Annotated in this window: 18 protein-coding genes; 3 read left to right on the top strand and 15 right to left on the bottom strand. The window is 70.4% G+C overall.

What is annotated here, in order from left to right; all coding sequences use genetic code 11:
* The 10 genes from AB0M02_RS43390 to AB0M02_RS43345 form a co-directional block, all read right to left on the bottom strand.
* The coding region (locus AB0M02_RS43390) for a Clp protease N-terminal domain-containing protein (RefSeq protein ID WP_364238361.1) at nucleotides 1–602 on the bottom strand (602 nt) is incomplete at its 3' end.
* A 331-nt stretch (nucleotides 603–933) separates the two neighbouring features.
* On the bottom strand, nucleotides 934–1,290 hold the full coding sequence (locus AB0M02_RS43385; protein WP_364238353.1) for an Lsr2 family protein: 357 nt from the start codon (nucleotides 1,288–1,290) through the stop codon (nucleotides 934–936).
* Between the two features lie 103 nt (nucleotides 1,291–1,393).
* Complete coding sequence (gene lysS, locus AB0M02_RS43380; protein WP_364238352.1) at nucleotides 1,394–2,902, bottom strand: lysine--tRNA ligase; 1,509 nt, start codon at nucleotides 2,900–2,902, stop codon at nucleotides 1,394–1,396.
* Between the two features lie 54 nt (nucleotides 2,903–2,956).
* Complete coding sequence (locus tag AB0M02_RS43375; RefSeq protein WP_364238351.1) at nucleotides 2,957–3,715, bottom strand: type III pantothenate kinase; 759 nt, start codon at nucleotides 3,713–3,715, stop codon at nucleotides 2,957–2,959.
* 46 nt (nucleotides 3,716–3,761) lie between these two features.
* The gene (gene nadC / locus AB0M02_RS43370; RefSeq protein WP_364238350.1) at nucleotides 3,762–4,628 is read right to left on the bottom strand and encodes a carboxylating nicotinate-nucleotide diphosphorylase; all 867 of its coding nucleotides are present in this window, start codon (nucleotides 4,626–4,628) and stop codon (nucleotides 3,762–3,764) included.
* Nucleotides 4,625–6,271 (bottom strand): L-aspartate oxidase, encoded by a 1,647-nt coding sequence (locus AB0M02_RS43365; RefSeq protein WP_364238349.1) that lies wholly within the window; start codon nucleotides 6,269–6,271, stop codon nucleotides 4,625–4,627. The genes nadC and AB0M02_RS43365 overlap by 4 nt, the downstream gene beginning before the upstream one ends.
* A gap of 62 nt (nucleotides 6,272–6,333) precedes the next feature.
* On the bottom strand, nucleotides 6,334–7,242 hold the full coding sequence (locus AB0M02_RS43360; protein ID WP_364238348.1) for a septum formation family protein: 909 nt from the start codon (nucleotides 7,240–7,242) through the stop codon (nucleotides 6,334–6,336).
* A gap of 84 nt (nucleotides 7,243–7,326) precedes the next feature.
* Nucleotides 7,327–7,755, bottom strand: a complete 429-nt coding sequence (gene panD / locus AB0M02_RS43355; RefSeq protein ID WP_364238347.1) for an aspartate 1-decarboxylase — start codon at nucleotides 7,753–7,755, stop codon at nucleotides 7,327–7,329.
* Nucleotides 7,755–8,588 carry a pantoate--beta-alanine ligase gene (gene panC, locus AB0M02_RS43350; RefSeq protein WP_364238346.1) on the bottom strand — a complete coding sequence of 278 codons (834 nt, stop codon included), beginning with the start codon at nucleotides 8,586–8,588 and terminating at the stop codon, nucleotides 7,755–7,757. The genes panD and panC overlap by 1 nt, the downstream gene beginning before the upstream one ends.
* Nucleotides 8,585–9,442, bottom strand: coding sequence for a Rossmann-like and DUF2520 domain-containing protein (locus AB0M02_RS43345; protein ID WP_364238345.1), 858 nt, complete (start codon nucleotides 9,440–9,442; stop codon nucleotides 8,585–8,587). Before AB0M02_RS43345 ends, panC begins: the two co-directional genes overlap by 4 nt.
* A 182-nt stretch (nucleotides 9,443–9,624) precedes the next feature.
* Here AB0M02_RS43345 and AB0M02_RS43340 point away from each other — a divergent pair, with 182 nt between their 5' ends.
* A complete protein-coding gene (locus tag AB0M02_RS43340; RefSeq protein ID WP_364238344.1) occupies nucleotides 9,625–10,605 on the top strand; it encodes an SAM-dependent methyltransferase in 981 nt (326 codons plus the stop codon).
* A 53-nt stretch (nucleotides 10,606–10,658) separates the two neighbouring features.
* The gene (locus AB0M02_RS43335; RefSeq protein ID WP_364238343.1) at nucleotides 10,659–11,792 is read left to right on the top strand and encodes an NADH-quinone oxidoreductase subunit D; all 1,134 of its coding nucleotides are present in this window, start codon (nucleotides 10,659–10,661) and stop codon (nucleotides 11,790–11,792) included.
* A gap of 409 nt (nucleotides 11,793–12,201) precedes the next feature.
* Here the strand turns inward: AB0M02_RS43335 and AB0M02_RS43330 are convergent, their stop codons facing one another.
* The 4 genes from AB0M02_RS43330 to AB0M02_RS43315 all read right to left on the bottom strand — a co-directional run bounded on the left by AB0M02_RS43330 (nucleotide 12,202) and on the right by AB0M02_RS43315 (nucleotide 16,683).
* Nucleotides 12,202–13,989, bottom strand: coding sequence for a hypothetical protein (locus AB0M02_RS43330; RefSeq protein ID WP_364238342.1), 1,788 nt, complete (start codon nucleotides 13,987–13,989; stop codon nucleotides 12,202–12,204).
* Nucleotides 13,990–14,126: 137 nt separating this feature from the next.
* On the bottom strand, nucleotides 14,127–15,128 hold the full coding sequence (locus AB0M02_RS43325) for a glycine betaine ABC transporter substrate-binding protein (protein ID WP_364238341.1): 1,002 nt from the start codon (nucleotides 15,126–15,128) through the stop codon (nucleotides 14,127–14,129).
* Between the two features lie 146 nt (nucleotides 15,129–15,274).
* Nucleotides 15,275–15,991, bottom strand: coding sequence for an ABC transporter permease subunit (locus AB0M02_RS43320; protein WP_364238340.1), 717 nt, complete (start codon nucleotides 15,989–15,991; stop codon nucleotides 15,275–15,277).
* Complete coding sequence (locus tag AB0M02_RS43315) at nucleotides 15,988–16,683, bottom strand: ABC transporter permease (protein ID WP_364238360.1); 696 nt, start codon at nucleotides 16,681–16,683, stop codon at nucleotides 15,988–15,990. The genes AB0M02_RS43320 and AB0M02_RS43315 overlap by 4 nt, the downstream gene beginning before the upstream one ends.
* Nucleotides 16,684–16,712: 29 nt before the next feature.
* Between AB0M02_RS43315 and AB0M02_RS43310 the strand changes: the two genes are divergently transcribed.
* Nucleotides 16,713–17,675, top strand: a complete 963-nt coding sequence (locus tag AB0M02_RS43310) for an ABC transporter ATP-binding protein (RefSeq protein WP_364238339.1) — start codon at nucleotides 16,713–16,715, stop codon at nucleotides 17,673–17,675.
* Nucleotides 17,676–17,678: 3 nt separating this feature from the next.
* On the opposite strand, the gene AB0M02_RS43305 is transcribed toward AB0M02_RS43310, so the two are convergent.
* The gene (locus AB0M02_RS43305) at nucleotides 17,679–18,170 is read right to left on the bottom strand and encodes a hypothetical protein (protein WP_364238338.1); all 492 of its coding nucleotides are present in this window, start codon (nucleotides 18,168–18,170) and stop codon (nucleotides 17,679–17,681) included.
* Nucleotides 18,171–18,210: the final 40 nt, after the last annotated feature.

Here is an 18,210-nt window from a genome sequence, read left to right as displayed (position 1 = left end):
AGCACCTGCATGACCCGCTCGATTTCCTTCTCCCGGCCGATCACCGGATCGAGCTTGCCCTCCCGGGCGGCCTGCGTCAGGTTACGCCCGAACTGGTCCAGGACCAGCGACGTGGACGGAGCCGCCTCGCCGGTGGCGGTGCCGGCCGCGGCCGGCTCCTTGCCCTGGTATCCGGAGAGCAGCTGGATGACCTGCTGGCGGACCCGGTTGAGGTCGGCGCCGAGCTTGACCAGCACCTGGGCGGCGACGCCCTCGCCCTCGCGGATCAGGCCGAGCAGGATGTGCTCGGTGCCGATGTAGTTGTGGCCGAGCTGGAGAGCCTCCCGCAGGGAGAGCTCGAGAACCTTCTTGGCGCGTGGCGTGAACGGGATGTGCCCGCTCGGCGCCTGCTGGCCCTGACCGATGATCTCCTCGACCTGCTGCCGCACTCCCTCCAGGGAGATGCCCAGGCTCTCCAGAGCCTTGGCCGCGACGCCCTCACCCTCGTGGATCAGGCCGAGCAGGATGTGTTCGGTTCCGATGTAGTTGTGGTTGAGCATCCGGGCCTCTTCTTGGGCCAGGACGACAACCCGTCGCGCTCGGTCGGTGAACCGCTCGAACATGCCCTCGTGCTCCTCACGTGCCGTGCGCCAATTGAACTGGCGGGGCCAGCGCACGGGCATCGGTGATGCCCGTGCAGTAACTCTATCGCCGCCGACGGGGTCCGCTGGGTCCTCGCGACCCTTCGAAACGATCCGCAACGTTGATTTAGCCAACTTCGCACGCTCAACGGCTGTTCCCCCACCCGAACGTGTACGCGTACAGCGAAATCCCTGCGATCCACAGGCTGTGGACAACTCGTTCGGGCCCTGTGGATAACCTGGGGACAGAGACGCCGAGAGGGCGCGCCGATCGTGTGATCAGCACGCCCTCTTCAACCGGGGCCAGAGATGCTCAGGCCCGGCCGGGACCTTTCGCGTGGAACTCGTCCACGATCTCCTGCGGGATCCGGCCCCGGTCGGAGATGTCCTTCCCCGCCTTCTTGGCCCACTCCCGGATCGCCTTGTTCTGCTCCCGGTCGGCGGTCGCGCCACCGCGGCCACGCGCCGCGCGGCCACCCACCACCACACCACCGCGGGCCACCTTCGTGCCGGCGTTGAGGTAGGGGTCGAACACCTGCCGCAATTCAGCGGCGTTCTTCTCCGAGAGGTCGATCTCATACTGAATGCCGTCGAGCGCAAACTTCACGGTCTCGTCGGCGTCGCCACCGTCGATGTCATCGACCAACTTGTGAATGATCTGCTTCGCCACGCGCGGTTATCCTCCCGAACACAGGTTCTCTCCCTAGCAATGGGAAGACAATAACGCCAGGGACGCATAGGCCGTCAATGGCGGTGGGATAATTGTTGCGCGTCTACTCCGGGCGGACCAACGGGAAGAGGATCGTTTCCCGAATGCCGAGGCCGGTCAGCGCCATCAACAGCCGGTCGATTCCCATTCCCATGCCGCCGGTGGGCGGCATTCCGTACTCCATGGCGCGGAGGAAATCCTCGTCGAGCTGCATGGCCTCGGCGTCGCCACCCGCCGCGAGCAGGGACTGAGCGTGCAGACGCTCGCGCTGGACGACCGGATCGACGAGCTCCGAATACGCCGTGGCGAGCTCGAATCCGCCGACGTAGAGGTCCCACTTCTCGGTGAGCCCGGGGGTCTCCCGATGCGCCGCGGTGAGCGGTGCGGTCTCCTCCGGGTAGTCCCGCACGAACGTGGGAGCCTGCAAGCTCGACTGCACCAGGTGCTCGAAAAGTTCCTCGGCGAGCTTCCCGGCGCTCCACTTGGGGTCGACCGAGAGCTGGACCTTCTCCGCGTACTGCTGGAGCTGGGCGAGCTCGGTCCGGATCGTGACCTCCTCGCCGAGCGCCTCGGAGATCGAGCCGAACAGGGTGATCTGCTTCCACTCGCCGCCCAGGTCCAGCTCAGTGCCGTCGACGTGGGTCACCACGTGCGAACCGGCGACCGCGAACGCGGCCTCCTGAATCCACTCCTGGACCTGCTGCTGCATGACGTTGTAGTCGGCATACGCCTGATACGCCTCGAGCATCGCGAACTCCGGGGAGTGGGTGGAGTCCATCCCCTCATTTCGGAAGTTGCGGTTGATCTCGAAGACCCGCTCGATGCCGCCGACCACGGCCCGCTTCAAAAACAGTTCCGGAGCGATCCGCAGATAAAGATCCGTATCGAGCGCGTTGCTGTGCGTCACAAACGGCCGGGCCGCCGCGCCCCCGTGCAGCAACTGCAGCATGGGCGTTTCCACCTCGAGATAATTGCGGCGGAACAGCGACTCGCGGATGCTGCGCACGACGGTGGCACGAGTGCGTACCACGTCGCGGGCCTGCGGGCGGACGATCAGATCGACATAACGCTGCCGCACCCGGGTTTCCTCGGAAAGCGGCTTGTGCGCGACCGGGAGCGGGCGCAGCGCCTTGGCGCTCATGGTCCAGGAATCGGCGAGAACGGAGAGTTCACCGCGCCGGCTGGTGATCACCTCACCGGTGAGCGCGACCAGGTCACCGAGGTCGACCAGGCGCTTCCACTCCTCGAGAGCCTCGGGGCCGACCTTGTCCAGGGAGAGCATGCCCTGCAACTCGGTGCCGTCGCCCGCGCGCAGCGTGGCGAAGCAGAGCTTGCCGCCGTTGCGCACGAAAATCACCCGGCCGGTGACCGAGACCCTGTCGCCGCTGGCGGTGTCGGTCGGCAGGTCCGCGTAACGGGTGCGGATCTCGGCGATCTCGGCGGTGCGGGGGACGTTGACCGGGTAGGGCGCCACGCCCTCGGCCAGCATCCGGTCCCGCTTCGACCGGCGGACCCGCATCTGCTCGGGAAGGTCCTCGGCTGGATCGGTCGCTGGCGTGTTCTGCTCGGTCACGGCTCGACTTCCTGGTGAAGGTGTCTAGGACCAGGAAAGCGTACTCAGCGGCTCTCAGACGTTCCGCTCATATACCATCCGGAGCCCGATCAGCGTGATCATCGGCTCGTGCGCGGTGATGGTGCGGCACTCGTCCTTCACCACCCAGGCCAGCCCGCCGGTGGCGATCACCGCGCGGACCGGGCCGATCTCCTCGACCATCCGCTCGACGATCCGGTCCACCTGGCCGCCGAAGCCGAAGTAGAGGCCGGCCTGCAGGCACTCGACGGTGTTCTTGCCGATCACCGAGCGCGGCTTGATCGGCTCGACCTTGCGCAGCTGGGCGGCGCGGGCGGCGAGCGCGTCGAAGGAGATCTCGATACCGGGTGCGAACGCGCCGCCCAGGAACTCGCCCTTCGCGCTGATCAGGTCGAAGTTGGTCGTCGTGCCGAAGTCGACCACGATCGACGGCCCGCCGTAGAGCGCGTGCGCCGCCAGCGTGTTGACCACCCGGTCCGCGCCGACCTCCTTGGGGTTGTCGATGGCCAGCTGGACGCCGGTCTTCACCCCCGGCTCGACGATCACGCTGGGCACCTCGCCGTAGTAGCGCTTCAGCATCGTGCGCAGGTTGCGCAACGCCGCGGGGACGGTTGAGCAGGCCGCCACCCCGGTGATCTCCACGGCGTCGCCGGCGAGCAGCCCGCGGAACATCAGGCCCAGCTCGTCGGCGGTCGACGCGGCATCGGTCTTGATCCGCCAGTTGTGCACCAGTTTGTCACCATCGAAGGTGGCAAGCACGGTGTTGGTGTTACCGATGTCAATGCAAAGCAGCACGACAGCCCCTAAGAATCAAAATCAAGAGCCTCATTGTGTACGGGACTCAGCGCGCCCGGAGATCGAGGGCGATGTCGAGGATCGGCGACGAGTGGGTCAGACCACCGACCGACAGGTAATCGACCCCGGTCGCCGCGTACGCCGCGGCCGTCTCCAGCGTGAGGTTCCCGGTCGCCTCCAGCTCCACCCCGCCGCCGCCGACCGCCGCCACCACCTCGGTGAGCAGCTCGGGCGTCATGTTGTCGCAGAGCAGGAACGTCGCACCGGCCGCCACCGCCTCGCGCGCCTCGTCGAGCGTGGTCACCTCGACCTGCACCGCCACGTCCGGGAACGTCTCCCGCACCGCCCGGTACGCGGCCGTGACGCTGCCCGCCGCCAGCTTGTGGTTGTCCTTGATCATGGCGACGTCGTAGAGGCCCATGCGCTTGTTGGTGCCGCCGCCGGCCCGGACCGCGTACTTCTCCAGCAGGCGCAGGCCGGGCGTGGTCTTGCGGGTGTCCAGCACGGTCGCCCCGGTGCCGGCCAGCCGGTCCGCCCACTTGCGGGTGTGTGTGGCCACACCGGACATCCGGCAGAGCAGGTTCAGGGCGGTGCGCTCGGCGGTCAGCAGCGCCCGGGTCGGCCCGGTGATCACGGCCAGCACGTCGCCGCGGCGCACCTCGGCGCCGTCGGCCACCATCCGCTCGAACGTGGCCGTGCCGGCCGAGGTGACGGCGAAGACCTCGGCCGCGACCAGCAGGCCGGCCACGACGCCATCGGCGCGGGCCACCAGCTCGGCGGTGTCGGTCTGGTCGGCCGGGATGGTCGCCTCGCTGGTCACGTCGCGGGGCGGCTCGCCGAGGTCCTCGGCGAGCGCGGTAAGTACGATACGCTGCACCTCGGCGAGGTTCAGGTCCACTTCTGCGTGGGTCACGCCATCTCCTGGAAGGTCTGCGTCACGGTGCCGTCGGCGGCGAGCGCGTCGAGCAGATGGCCGCGCCACTCGTCGGCAGCGGTCGGGTGATCCTCGCGCCAGTGGCAGCCGCGCGTCTCCCGGCGGCTCTGCGCCGAGGCGACCAGCGCGGTGGAGACGGTCAGCAGGTTGGTCGCCTCCCAGGCCGCGGTGTTCGGCTTGGAGCGCTGCTCGGCGAGCCGGGTCAGCTCCTTGGCGGCGGCGGCGAGCGAGTCGGCCGAGCGCAGCACCCCGGCACCGCGGGTCATGGCGCGCTGCAGGTCGCCGCGGATCGCCGGGTCGGCCACCCAGGCGGGGCCGGCGGCCTGCCGGGCGGGCTCGGCCTGCGCCGGCAGGTCACGGGCCACGTCGTCGGCGATCCGCTTGGCGAAGACCAGGCCCTCCAGCAGCGAGTTGCTGGCCAGGCGGTTGGCGCCGTGCACGCCGGTGCAGGCCACCTCGCCGCAGGCGTACAGGCCGGGGATGCTGGTGCGGCCGTGCAGGTCGGTGCGGACCCCGCCCGAGGCGTAGTGGGCGGCCGGTGCGACCGGGATCAGGTCGGTGGCCGGGTCGACGCCGGCGCCGCGGGTGGAGGCCATGATGGTCGGGAACCGGCCCTCCAGGAACTGTTTGCCCAGGTGCCGGGCGTCGAGATAGACGTGGTCCGTCCCGGTGGACCGCAGCACCCGGTAGATGCCCTTGGCGACCACGTCGCGCGGCGCCAGCTCGGCGAGCTCGTGCTGACCGACCATGAACCGGTTGCCGGCCTCGTCGACCAGGTGGGCACCCTCCCCGCGCAGCGCCTCCGAGATCAGCGGCCGCTGGACCGAGTTGAGATCCGAGGTCACGAACGAGGTCGGGTGGAACTGGACGAACTCGACATCGGTCACCTCGGCGCCGGCCCGCAGCGCGAGCGCCACACCGTCGCCGGTGGAGACCGACGGGTTCGTGGTGGACGAGTAGATCTGGCCCATCCCGCCGGTGGCCAGCACCACGGCCCGGGCCAGGATCGCGCCGACGCCGTCCTCGCTGCCCTCGCCCAGCACGTGCAGGGTGAGCCCGCAGGCCCGGCCGTCGGCGGCCCGCAGCAGGTCCAGGACCAGGGCGTGCTCGACGAGGCGGATCCACGGGTCGCGGCGTACCGCCTCGTGCAGGGCGCGCTGCACCTCGGCACCGGTGGCGTCACCGCCGGCGTGCACGATCCGGTCGGCGCGGTGACCGCCCTCGCGGGTCAGCATCAGCGAGCCGTCCGGGTTGCGGTCGAACTCGGCGCCGCGGCGGATCAGCTCGCGGATCCGGGCCGGGCCCTCCTCGACCAGGACGCGGACCGCCTCCGGGTCGCAGAGGCCGACACCGGCGATCTCGGTGTCGTACGCATGGGCCTGCGGGGTGTCCAGCGGATCCAGCACCGCCGCGATGCCGCCCTGGGCCCACCGGGTGGAGCCGTCGTCGATGTTCACCTTGGTCACGACGGTGACGTGCAGGCCGTGCTCGCGCAGGTGGAGGGCCGCGGTCAGGCCGGCGATCCCGGAGCCGACGACCACGACGTCGGTCGTCTCGGACCAGCCCGGCTCGGCGGCTGCGAGCCGGCGGGGCAGCGCCGGAAGATCCGCGAGTGGAGACATGTGTTTCAGTACACTCCGCCCGCGCGGACCGGTCGCGGCGGGGGCACCATTCGTGGTCACCGTTACTTGTACTGGACCGGGAGGGCCTTCGTCCCCTTGCCCTTCAGCGACGTGGTCAGCTCGGTGCCGTCCAGCCAGAGGTAACAGCGCACGCTGTGGTCGCCCTGTGCCCAGACGTCGGTGTTGCCCGGCAGCGAGACCACGCCGGTGCGGTACCGCAGGTCGCCGTCCTCGGGCACATCCACGAAGTCGGCGACCAGCCCGCGGCAGCCGTCGTGGAACTCCTCCCAGGTCGCGTCGCCCTTGGGGTAGGAGGCCTTCTCCGGCGCGTTCCACACACCGACGTACTCGGCGTTGTGCTTGTCGGTGCACTCGGCCGGCGGCATCGTGTCGATCGAGCCGGAGTCCTGCATCTCGATGGCGTAGCAGGTCAGCATCAGCTCGGAGGTCCCGCCCGCGAGGGCGTTTCGCAGGCTGCCCTCGCGCTGGGTGAGCGCGCCGTCGTCCTCGATCGAGTCGAGTTCGACCACCTCGCACCGGAACCAGCGGGCACCGCCGGTCCAGGCGGCCGGCGAGGGATGGGTGACGCCGATCCAGAGCCGGGCGTCGCGCCACTGACCGCCGACGTACGCCGACGTCTTCTGGTCACAGGACTCGTACGCCGCCTTCGCCCCGGCCGAGGTGTTCTCCGGCGGTTCCGCCCCGTCCACGGCCGGCGCCTCGTACTCGCCCACGAAGACGGTCTCGGTGCGGTGCAGGACGTCGCAGTTCGCCTCCTCGTAGGTGGCCCGCGGGCCCGCGACGGCGAAGTTGGCGAGGTGGCACGTGCCGGCGACCGGCTTGAACACGGTGGCCGGCGCCATCGCGCCCCAGTTGTCGGTCAGGTCACCGTCGACGTCGCCACCGCTGCCGCACCCGGCGGCCAGCAGCAGGACCACACTCGTGGCGGCCAGGCCCCACCGGTGTCGCATGAACGCCCGCCTCCCACACGCCGCCGGTGTCCGATTTATCGATCATATGATGATCTGTTCGGACACCGGTGGCGTTCGGGAAAGTCAGCGAGCGCTCAGCGTGAGATCCCCCCGGACCAGTTCGCCGGCCATTCCGGCGACCGCCTCGGCCGGGTCCGCGCCCAGCTCGATGATCCGGTTCTCCGCGTCGACGTGCACGACCCGCGGCTGGTAGGCACGCGCCTCGGCGTCGTCCATCTGCCCGTACGAGATGAGGATGACCAGGTCACCCGGGTGCACCAGGTGGGCGGCGGCGCCGTTGATGCCGATCACGCCGCTGCCGCGCTCGCCCGGGATCACGTACGTCTCCAGCCGCGCCCCGTTGGTGACGTCGACGATCGCCACCTGCTCGCCGGGGATCAGGTCGGCCGCCTCGAGCAGGTCGAGATCGACCGTGACCGAGCCGACGTAGTGCAGGTCGGCCTGCGTCACGGTGGCCCGGTGGATCTTGGACTTCAGCATCGTGCGGAGCATCAGGCGCCCTTCTGGAGACGGAGCGGAACGTTGTCGATCAGCCGGGTGCTGCCGACCCTGGCGGCCACCAGCAGGCGAGCATCTCCCTCGTCCGGCGCGGGCCCGAGGTCGGCGGCGGTCAGTTCGAGGTAGTCCACGCGTACCCCCGGCTCTTCCGCCAAGATCTTGTGAGCGACGGCCAGGACCGACGCGGGGTCACTCCGCGCGGCGCCCTCGCGCAAAGCGCGGGAAAGCGCCAGAGCAGCCTGACGGTCATCCGCCGAGAGATATCGGTTACGGCTGGAAAGGGCCAGGCCGTCACTTTCGCGTACGGTGGAAACGCCCTCGATCTCCACGCCGAGCTCCAGGTCGGCGACCATCCGGCGGATCAGCGCGAGTTGCTGGAAGTCCTTCTCCCCGAAGTACGCGACGTCCGCCCGGGTGAGCATCAGCAGCTTCTCGACGACGGTGAGCATCCCGCTGAAGTGCCCGGGACGGCTCGCACCCTCCAGGATCTCGCCGAGCGGCCCCGGGTGCATCGTGATCGACGGCGCCCCCGCCGGGTAGACGTCGTCGCGTCCCGGCGCGAAGACCACCGCCACACCCTCGGCCGCGCAGGCCGCCACGTCGGCGTCGAGCGTCCGCGGATACTTCTCGAAGTCTTCGTTCGGGCCGAACTGCAGCGGGTTCACAAAGATCGTGACCAGGACGAACGCGGACCGCTTCCGGGCCTCGCGCATCAGCTGCCGGTGGCCCTCGTGCAGCGCACCCATGGTCATCACGACGGCGATCTCGTCCTGCACGAGGTCCAGGACCGAGGCCAGCTCGGCGCGGGTGTGCACCAGCGACGTCATCGGGAACTCCCCACCGAGGCGTTGGCCAGGACGTCGAGCAGCGCGGCGGCGTCCTGCGGGCGCAGACGGCCGGAGGCGATCGCCCGGTCCGCGGTGCGGCGGGCCATCGCCAGGTACGCCGGTACCGCCTCGGCGGGCATCCGGTCCAGGTGCCGGGCCACCGTGCCGGCGTCGCCGCGCGAGACCGGGCCGGTCAGCGCGCTGTCACCCATCCGCAGCGCGTTGTCCAGCGCGGCCGTCAGCAGGGGCTCCAGCACCCGCTCCGGACGGCTCACCCCGGCCGAGCGCAGCAGGCCGGCCGCCTCGTTGACGAGCGTGACCAGGTGGTTCGCGCCGTGTGCCAGCGCCGCGTGATAGAGCGGCCGGGCGTCCTCGGCCACCCACTCCGGCACACCGCCGAGGTCGGCGACCAGGCGGGTGGCGAAAGCCCGGTCCGGCGTGGTGACGCCCCAGGCGATGCCGGGCAGCCGGTCCAGGTCGGAGTCCGCGCCGGTGAAGGTCATCGCGGGATGCAGGGCCATGCCGTTCACATCGCCCAGAACGGCGAGTCCGTGAGCCCCTGAGGTATGTGCCACGACCTGACCGGCGCGCAGCGCCCCGGTCCGGTCCAGCCCGGCGACGACGCTGCCCAGGACGTCGTCCGGAACCGCGAGGAGCAGGAGGTCGGAGGCGGCCCGAGCGACCTCGTCGGCGGGCAGGATCGCGGCGTCCGGCAGCAGGCGGGCGGCGCGCTCGCGGGAGGCGGCGGAGACAGCGGCGGCGGCGACCACGCGGTGCCCGGCCGAGTTGAGGGCCGCGCCGAGCACAGCGCCCACCCGGCCGGCGCCGACGACGCCGACGGTCAGTGCGTTCATCTGTGGATCCAGTCCTCTAGATCGGGGTACCGGTCGAGCGCCAGTATGCTCCGCGTTCACACGCTCGTAGCAACACCGAGTGGCAAACCGCACCTCCCCCGTTCGGCCGACCCGCGCATCGGCTGAGCCGGACCCCTTCCGGCCTCCCGCGCATCGGCTGAGCCCGGCCCTACGCTGACGCGATGACGGCGATCGGGTGGCGGCTCGCGATGCAGGCGGCCCTCTACGGCTCCGGCGGGTTCTTCGTGCGGCCCAGCGGCGCACCGGCCGAGCATTTTCGGACCAGCGTGCACGCCTCACCGCTGTTCGCCGGCGCCCTGCTGCGGGTGATCGAGCGCCTCGACGCCGCCCTCGGCCGGCCGAAGACGTTCGACCTGGTGGACGTCGGGGCCGGCCGCGGCGAACTGCTCACCACAGTGCGCACGCTGCTGCCGGGCGACCTGGCCGAGCGGGTCCGGATGGTCGCCGTGGAGGTGGCCCCCCGGCCGGACGGCCTCGACCGGGCGATCCGCTGGCGACGCGACGTACCGGAGAACATCACCGGCCTCCTCGTCGCCACCGAGTGGCTCGACAACGTGCCGCTGGACATCGTGGACGCCGACGAAGAGGGCCGGCACCGCAAGGTCCTGGTGGACCGGGCGACCGGCACGGAGACCCTCGGCGCACCGGCCGACCCGGCGGACCTGTTCTGGATGAGCCGCTGGTGGCCCGGCCCCGGGCGGGTCGAGATCGGATGGCCACGGGACACCGCCTGGGCGGACGCGGTCGACTCGATCCGGCGCGGCGCGGCGCTCTGTGTCGACTACGGACACCGCCGCGACGAACGCCCGCCGCTCGGCACGCTCACCGGCTTCCGGGACGGCCGGCAGGTGCCACCGGTCCCGGACGGCAGTTGCGATGTCACAGCACACGTGGCGATGGATGCCGTGGCAGCTGCCGTCGGTACCCCGTACACCCTCGTCCGCCAGCGTGATGCGCTGAAAGCGCTCGGAATCGACGGCGCCCGGCCACCGCTGGATCTTGCCCGCACCGACCCGGCGGCGTATCTGCGTGCTCTCGCCGCAGCAGGCTCCGCCGCCGAACTCATCGACCCGGCCGGCCTCGGCTCCCACTGGTGGCTGTTCCACTCCATCGGCGTCCCGTCTGAGACGATGCTGCTGTGACCCCGTCCGACCTCCCCGCCCGCCACCCTAATGCGGACTGAAGGCTGCCTTTGATGCGTGAGATGACTGTTGGAACCGGTGCAGGCCTGGACACCGCCGACATGGTCCTCAACATCGGGCCGCAACACCCCTCCACGCACGGCGTCCTCCGGCTGAAACTCACCCTCGACGGCGAGCGGGTCGTCGACTGCGAGCCGATCGTCGGCTACATGCACCGGGGTGCGGAGAAGCTGTTCGAGGTCCGCGACTACCGCCAGATCATCATGCTGGCCAACCGGCACGACTGGCTCTCCGCGTTCGCCAACGAACTGGGCGTCGTCCTGGCCGTCGAACGCCTCATGGGCATCGAGGTGCCGGAACGGGCGGTCTGGCTGCGGATGGCGCTGGCCGAACTCAACCGGGTCCTGAACCACCTGATGTTCCTCGGCTCCTACCCCCTGGAGATCGGCGCGATCACGCCGATGTTCTACGCGTTCCGTGAGCGGGAGACGCTGCAGGCGGTCATGGAGGAGGTCTCCGGCGGCCGGATCCACTACATGTTCAACCGGGTGGGCGGCCTGAAGGAGGAGGTGCCGGCCGGCTGGACCAAACGGGCCCGGCAGGCGGTCGCGGCCGTGCGGCGGCGGATGCCCGACCTCGACAACATCATCCACAAGAACGACATCTTCCTGGCACGCACCGTCGGCGTCGGCGTCCTGACCGCCGCCGACGCGGCTGCCTACGGCGCCTCCGGGCCGGTCGCGCGGGCGAGCGGTCTGGACTTCGACGTACGCCGTGACGAGCCCTACCTCTTCTACGACCAGCTGGACGTCCCGGTGGTGACCCGCACCGCCGGCGACTGCCACGCCCGCTTCGAGGTCCTGCTGGAGCAGGTGTTCGTCTCCCTCGACCTGGTCGAACAGTGCCTGGACCAGGTCGACCGCACCGGCGGCCCGGTCAACGTGCGCCTGCCGAAGGTGGTGAAGGCGCCGGAGGGCCACACGTACGCCTGGACCGAGAACCCACTGGGCATCAACGGCTACTACCTGGTCTCCCGAGGCGAGAAGACCCCGTGGCGGTTGAAGCTGCGAACCGCCTCCTACGCCAACGTCCAGGCCCTGGCCACGCTGATCCCCGGCTGCCTGGTCCCCGACCTGATCGCCATCCTCGGCTCCATGTTCTTCGTAGTAGGCGACATAGACAAATAACGCCCACCCGTCAACAGCATCCAACGTGTGAACTTCGACCCACCCACGCACCCCAACTCCACACGGAGACCGGTCAGAACCGCAGCGTGTGGAGTTCGGCCCGCGTGCGCACCCCAACTCCACACGGAGACGGGTCAGGACAACGGCGTGTGGAATTCGGCCCGCGTGCGCACCCCAACTCCACACGGAAGCGGGTCAGAACAACGGCGTGTGGAATTCGGCCCGCGTGCGCACCCCAACTCCACACGGAAGCGGGTCAGGACAACGGCGTGTGGAGTTCGGCCCGCGTGCGCACCCCAACTCCACACGGAGACCGGTCAGAACCGCAGCGTGTGGAGTTTGGCCCGCGTGCGCACCGCAACTCCACACGGAGGCGGGTGAGAGCGGCGGGGTGTGGAGTTTGGGTTGGTCAGCGGCGGTCGTCGCGGTAGCCGCCGTAGGTGGCGAAGTCGGCGAGGCTGCCCACGTTGGTGTCGTTGGCTGAGGGGCGGTGGCGGCGGGCCTTGTACTCGGCGCTGTCCCCGGTCTGGTCCGCCCTCTGGTAGCCGCCCGAGTCGAATCCGTTCGCGCCCTGCGGTGCGAACCCACCCGACTCGAAGACCTCCGCTCGGTAGGCGCCGGAGTCGTAGCCGTCGGACTCGTAGCCGCTGTCATAGCCGCCCTGGTCGTAACCGCCGGTCGTCTCGTAGTAGCCGCCCTGCTCGTCGTAGCCACCCTGCTGCTCGAAGCCGCCCTGATGGTCGAAGCCGCCCTGCGAGACAAAGCCGCCCTGCGAATCGAAACCGGACTGCTGGTCGAAGCTGTTCTGCTGCTCGAAACCGGGCTGGGGATCGAAGCTGTTCTGCTGGTCGAAACCGGGCTGGGGATCGAAGCTGTTCTGCTGCTCGTAGCCGGGTCCGTAGTCGGCATAGCCGTTGGCCGCGCCGAAATCACCCTCGGGAGCCTCCGGGCGTCCGTATTGCATGCCGCCGGGCCGGACCGAGGCCGCCGCGCGGGCTGGACCCGCGCCGGGCTGCGGAACCGAGGCCGCACCCGCTGGCCGCGCCTGGCCGGCGGCCGGGGGCACCGACGCGGCAGCGCGCGGTCGCGGCACCGGCCCGGAGTCCGAGGAAGGCGCCGCCGAGGCCGATCCTCCGTAGGTCCCCGGGCTCTTACGGGAGGCCCCGCCGTAGACGGCCGGCCCATTCCCGGAACCCACGCCATACGTCCCGGCGCCGGCGCCATATGTCCCTGCACCGTCCCCGGACGCCGTGCCATATGTCCCGGCGCCGCTCACGGATGCCGCGCCGAAGGACGTCGTGCCGTCCCCGGCGCCCGCGTCGAAGGATCCCGTCCCGTTCACCGACGCCGCACCGCTGACCGAGGCCGCACCCGAAGCCGCCACCGGCCGCACCTGAGCCGCACCCGCCGCACCGGGCCCGCCGGGTCCGTGGCCGCCGTGGCCGCCGGGTCCGTGGCCGCCGGGTCCGTGGCCGCCAGGTCCCGGGCCGCCGGGTCCGTGGCCGCCAGGTCCCGGGCCGCCGGGTCCGGGGCCGCCGGGGACCGCTGCCGAAGCTCGCCCGGCCGGAGCGTTGCCGTGCATCGGCTGGCCGGGACCGGGAACCGACGCCCGGCCACCGGTGTTGCGCCCCGGATTCGTCGGCCGCACGCCATTGCTCGACACGTCCGGCCCATAGTCACCGGACCCGAAGTCGCTCTGCCCGTACCCATCCGCGTCCGGGCCGAAGAAACCGGAGCCGGCCTTTTCGAACTCGTCGTAGCCCTGCTCCGGAACGTCCTGGTCCGCGAAGCCGGGCTGGTCCACAAAGCTGGTCTGCGGCCGGAACCCGCCCTCGGCCGGCGGCGGGCCGACCTGCGCACGACCACCAGGCTTGCGAGGCGTCAGCGGAGCCGACCGGGCCGGCGCGGACGCCACCGCGGCGATCTCGGCGCGCAGCTCTCTGCGGAGGGACTCGACCTCCTCGCCGACGCGGTCCTCGACCTCCATCCGGAGCAGGACGGGATCGCTGCGGATCAGCACCGACGCGCCGATCAGCACCACGCTGACCGCGACCATCAGCACCGCGAAGCGCATCGCGGTCGCCCCGCCGCTGACCAGCACGACCGCGGCCGCCAGCGGAGCGATCACCACTCCCGCCCAGACGAGGCCACGGAGCAGGCGCGCGTTGTGTCCCGCTTGGGGGTCCCGTTCCGGCATGGGCGCAGATGTTACCGAGAGTGCGCCCGGGGCGAAACGGCCGAGCGCCGGGACGGCACACCGGACCATGGAGCGCTCGGCCCCTCGGGGGATTGCCGTCCCGTGGGCAACAGGTGTGGCCCACGGGACGGAAGTGACTAACCCGCTGCCAGTGCGCCGTCCGAGCTGAAGACCAGACCCACCGAGATGGTGCCCTGCTTCAGGCCGGTCTTGGTGAGCGGGCCACCGGCGTCCAGCGTGGTGAAGGTGCCGGCCTGGAACCCGTACGTCTCCACGAGGCCCTGCTGGCACTTGGGCCGCTGCGGGCACTCCGCCGGGCCGCCCAGGACCGTCGCCGTGCCGGAGCACTTGGACGCCAGGTCGGAGAGGGTCTTCAGGCCGTACTTGTCGGCGAACGCCTGCGTGGTGGCGAAGGCGTTCTGGTCCTGCGCCGTGCTGGCCTGCCCGAACGCCAGGCCGCTCTTGTCGCCGAGCGCCTTGAGGTTGGTGACCGTGGTGTTCAGGTCGGGCGAGGACGGGTCCTTGGCGTCCTTGCCCTCGACCTTGCCGGCCAGGAAGTACGCCAGGGTCGCCGCGTACTCCGGGACGACCTGGATGTCGCCCTTCTCGAGGGCCGGCTCGTACAGCTCGCGGTTGCCGATCTGCTGGACCTTGACCGTGTAGCCGGCCGCGGTCAGCGCGATGCCGTACAGCTCGCCGAGCGTGGCGCTCTCGCTGAAGTCCGCGGCGCCGACGGTGATGTTGCCGCCCGCGCCCTTGGTGATGCCGGCGGTCACGTTGTTCGCCGTGGCGAACTCCTGCGCGGCGGCCTTGGACGACTTGCGGTCGATGTCGACCGCCTTGTTCAGGTCGATCAGCTTGCTGGTGTCGAGGGCCGCGGAGACCTTGTCGAGCGCGGCGATGAGCTCGGGGGTAGCGGCCTTCTTGTTGATGGCCGGAATGACGTTGTCGGTGTTCTGCAACTGCTTGTCGTCGGTGAGGACCACCAGCGCGTCACCGGCGACCGGTGCGCAACCCGCGCCGCCACCCGCGGCCACCGACGCCGGAGCCTCGGTGCCGGACGAGCCGGCCTCACCACAACCCGCGAGCACGACGGCCACGGCAAAAACGCCGGCCGCCCGCAAAAGATTTCGACGCATTACTGCCGCCTTCTGTGTCCCGGCACGGCCCTGGTGGCCGTGCCGCGTGTCCGACGGGCAGCCGGAAAAGCGATGCCCGTAAAGTTGCCTACCCAGCCATTCCTACTCGCCGGGTATGACAAGATCATTATTCCGATGCCGGAGTGTTATCCGGCCGGGGCCGCCGCAGGTTGTGCCCGACGTCTCCTGACCCGCAGCGCAGGCGGTGTGACCAGGCGCTGGACCAGGGCGAGCAGCCCTTCGACGGCGAGTGCGAGCAGCGCCACAGCGAGCCCGCCGGCGACGATCTGGCCACCACCTCCGTTGCTCATCCCGATCCCGAACCCGGCGCTGATGATCTGACCGAGACCACCGCCGTTGACGAACGCGGCCAGTGCCGCGGTCGCCACCACCTGGACTGCGGCGGTGCGCAGCCCGGCCGCCAAATACGGCGCCGCGAGCGGCAACTCCACCTGACGCAGCAACTGTCCGCCGGACAATCCCATTCCCCGCGCGGCGTCCCTGGTTTCCGGGTCGATCGATCGCAGACCGGTGTACGCGTTGGCGAGCAACGGCGGCACCGCGAACACGGCGAGCGCCACCACGACCGGCGGTTTGCCGAAGCCGAGCGGGGTGAGCGGCAGGATCGTGAGCAGCGCCAACGTCGGGATCGCGAGCGTGAGGTTGGCCACAGTGATCACCGCGCCGCCGCCCCGGCCGCGGTGACCGAGCCAGATGCCGATGGGCCAGCCGACGGCGCAGCCGAGCAGCACCGCCCAGAAGCTGATCACCAGGTGCTCGCCCAGCCGGTCCAGGAGCCCGCCCGGGTTGGTCCAGTTGAGCGGGTCGTTGAACCAGACGAAGCCCTCCTCGAAGTAGTTCACGCGGCCCGTCCCCTCGTCCACGGGGTGAGCAGCCGCCCGATACCGGTCAGGGTCAGGTCGAGCACGAGCGCCAGGCCCACGCAGAGGATCGCCCCGGTCATGATCTGCGCCTTGTAGAAGTTGTTCCGGAAGCCGCTCATGATCAGGTCACCGAGGCCGCCCTGGCCGATCAGCGAACCGACCGTGACGAGCGCCACGGTCGACACGGTCGCGAGGCGGATGCCGGTCAGGATCCCGGGCAGGGCCAGCGGCAGTTCGACGCGCCACAGCCGGCCGAGCCGCCCGTATCCCATGCCCGTGGCCGCCTCCAGCACCTCGGCCGGCACCTGGGTGAGCCCGGCGAGAGCGTTGCGGACCAGCACCAGCAACGCGTACATGACCAGGGCGATCAGGACCGAGCTGGTGTTGGTGGTGCCGACCAGCGGGGCCAGGAGCGCGAGCAGTGCCAGCGAGGGAATCGTGTAGAGAACCCCGGAGAGTGCGAGAATCGGCGCGGTCAGCGGTCTGATCCAGTAGGCGGCGACAGCGAGTGGCAGTGCGACCACCAGGGCGATGAGAATCGTCTGCGCGGTCAGTCCGGCGTGGAAACTGAGCGCGGAGCCGATCGCGTCGGCGTTCTCTTGGACGTACCGCCAGGAGAACCAGGGGTTCCCCGGGCCGTCATCGGCGGGGGCGGCGACCGGCGCGTGCAGCGCCGGTCCCCACGACAGGAAGGGCATACGTGGACGCTACCTCTGCATCGATCACGCTGGAGGACGTCGGAAAGGTGTATCCGGACGGCACCGCCGCCGTCTCCGGGTTCAGCCTCGAGGTGCGCGCCGGTGAGCTGACCGTCCTGATCGGGCCCTCCGGGTCGGGCAAGTCGACCATCCTGCGGATGATCAACCGGCTGATCGAGCCGACCAGCGGACAGATCCTGATCGACGGGCGCGACGTCCTGAAGCAGGACCCGGTCGAGCTGCGCCGGCAGATCGGCTACGTGATCCAGAACGTGGGACTCTTCCCGCACCACAACGTCCGGACCAACGTCGGCACCGTGCCGCGCCTGCTGGGCTGGGACCGCAAGCGGACCGAGGCCCGCGCCGACGAACTCCTCGACCTGGTCGGCCTCGACCCGGCACGCTATGCGAAGCGGTACCCGCACGAGCTCTCCGGCGGTCAACGCCAGCGTGTCGGCGTGGCCCGGGCACTGGCCGCGGACCCACTGGTGCTGCTGATGGACGAGCCGTTCTCCGCGGTCGACCCGATCGTCCGGGCCCGGCTGCAGGAGGAGTTCCTGCGCCTGCAGGCCTCGGTGCGCAAGACCATCGTCCTGGTCACCCATGACATCGACGAGGCGGTCCGGATGGGCGACCGGATCGCGGTGCTCGCCGAGGGCGGCAAACTCCTGCAGTTCGCTCCGCCCGCCGAGCTGCTCAGCCGGCCGGCGTCACCCGAGGTACGCGACTTCGTCGGCGCCGACCGCGGCATCCGCCGACTCGCCGTGACCCCGGTACGGGACGTGATGAGCCCGTACGACGGCCCGACCGACGGCCTGCCCACCGTCGAGGCCACCGCCAGCCTGCACGACGCGCTGGCCGTGATGCTCACCGACGACAGCGAGACCGTCGTCGTGGTCGAGAACGGCCGCCCGGTGGGTTCGGTCACTCGGGCGGCCGTGTTTCAGGTGCCGGCGACGGTCTGAACGTCACCGGGTCCCGCGCCAGCCACCGAGCGTGGCCAGGCCGATGATCCAGCCGACGAACAGGCCGTACGACGCGCCGGACCCGGCCGCCCGGAACGCGCCCAGCAGGGACGGGTTGCTGAGGAACAGCGTGGCGAGCAGGGCCGCGAACCCGCCCGCGAAGATGTACGCGGCCCAGCCGGCGAAGAACTGGCTGATGGTGCCGCGCGCCCGAGCGAGCTGGGAACCGGGCAGCAGGTAGAGGAAGAGGAAGGTCAGGACGACGACCAGGATCGCCTTGAGGTCGCCGACGATCACGTCACGCAACGAGTCGTCGGTGTCGAAGCTCCAGTGCGGCCAGGCCAGCAGTTGCAGCCACCATCCACCGGCCGTCTCCGGGTCGGTGTTCTCCACAGCCCAGTCCGCATACCAGGGGCTGCCGAAGACGAGTACGAGCACCAGAGCCGCGAGTGTGCCCGCGCCTGGTGCGGTCTTATATCGATTACCGAGAGCCATGCGCCCGCTATTCCCAGCGGGGCACGCCTCTCAAACGACG

The sequence above is a fragment of the Actinoplanes sp. NPDC051861 genome (assembly GCF_040681145.1).
In the GTDB taxonomy this organism is placed as follows: domain Bacteria; phylum Actinomycetota; class Actinomycetes; order Mycobacteriales; family Micromonosporaceae; genus Actinoplanes.
The sequence above is the reverse complement of the archived record's forward strand: the minus strand, read 5'-3'. Positions and strand labels throughout refer to the sequence as shown.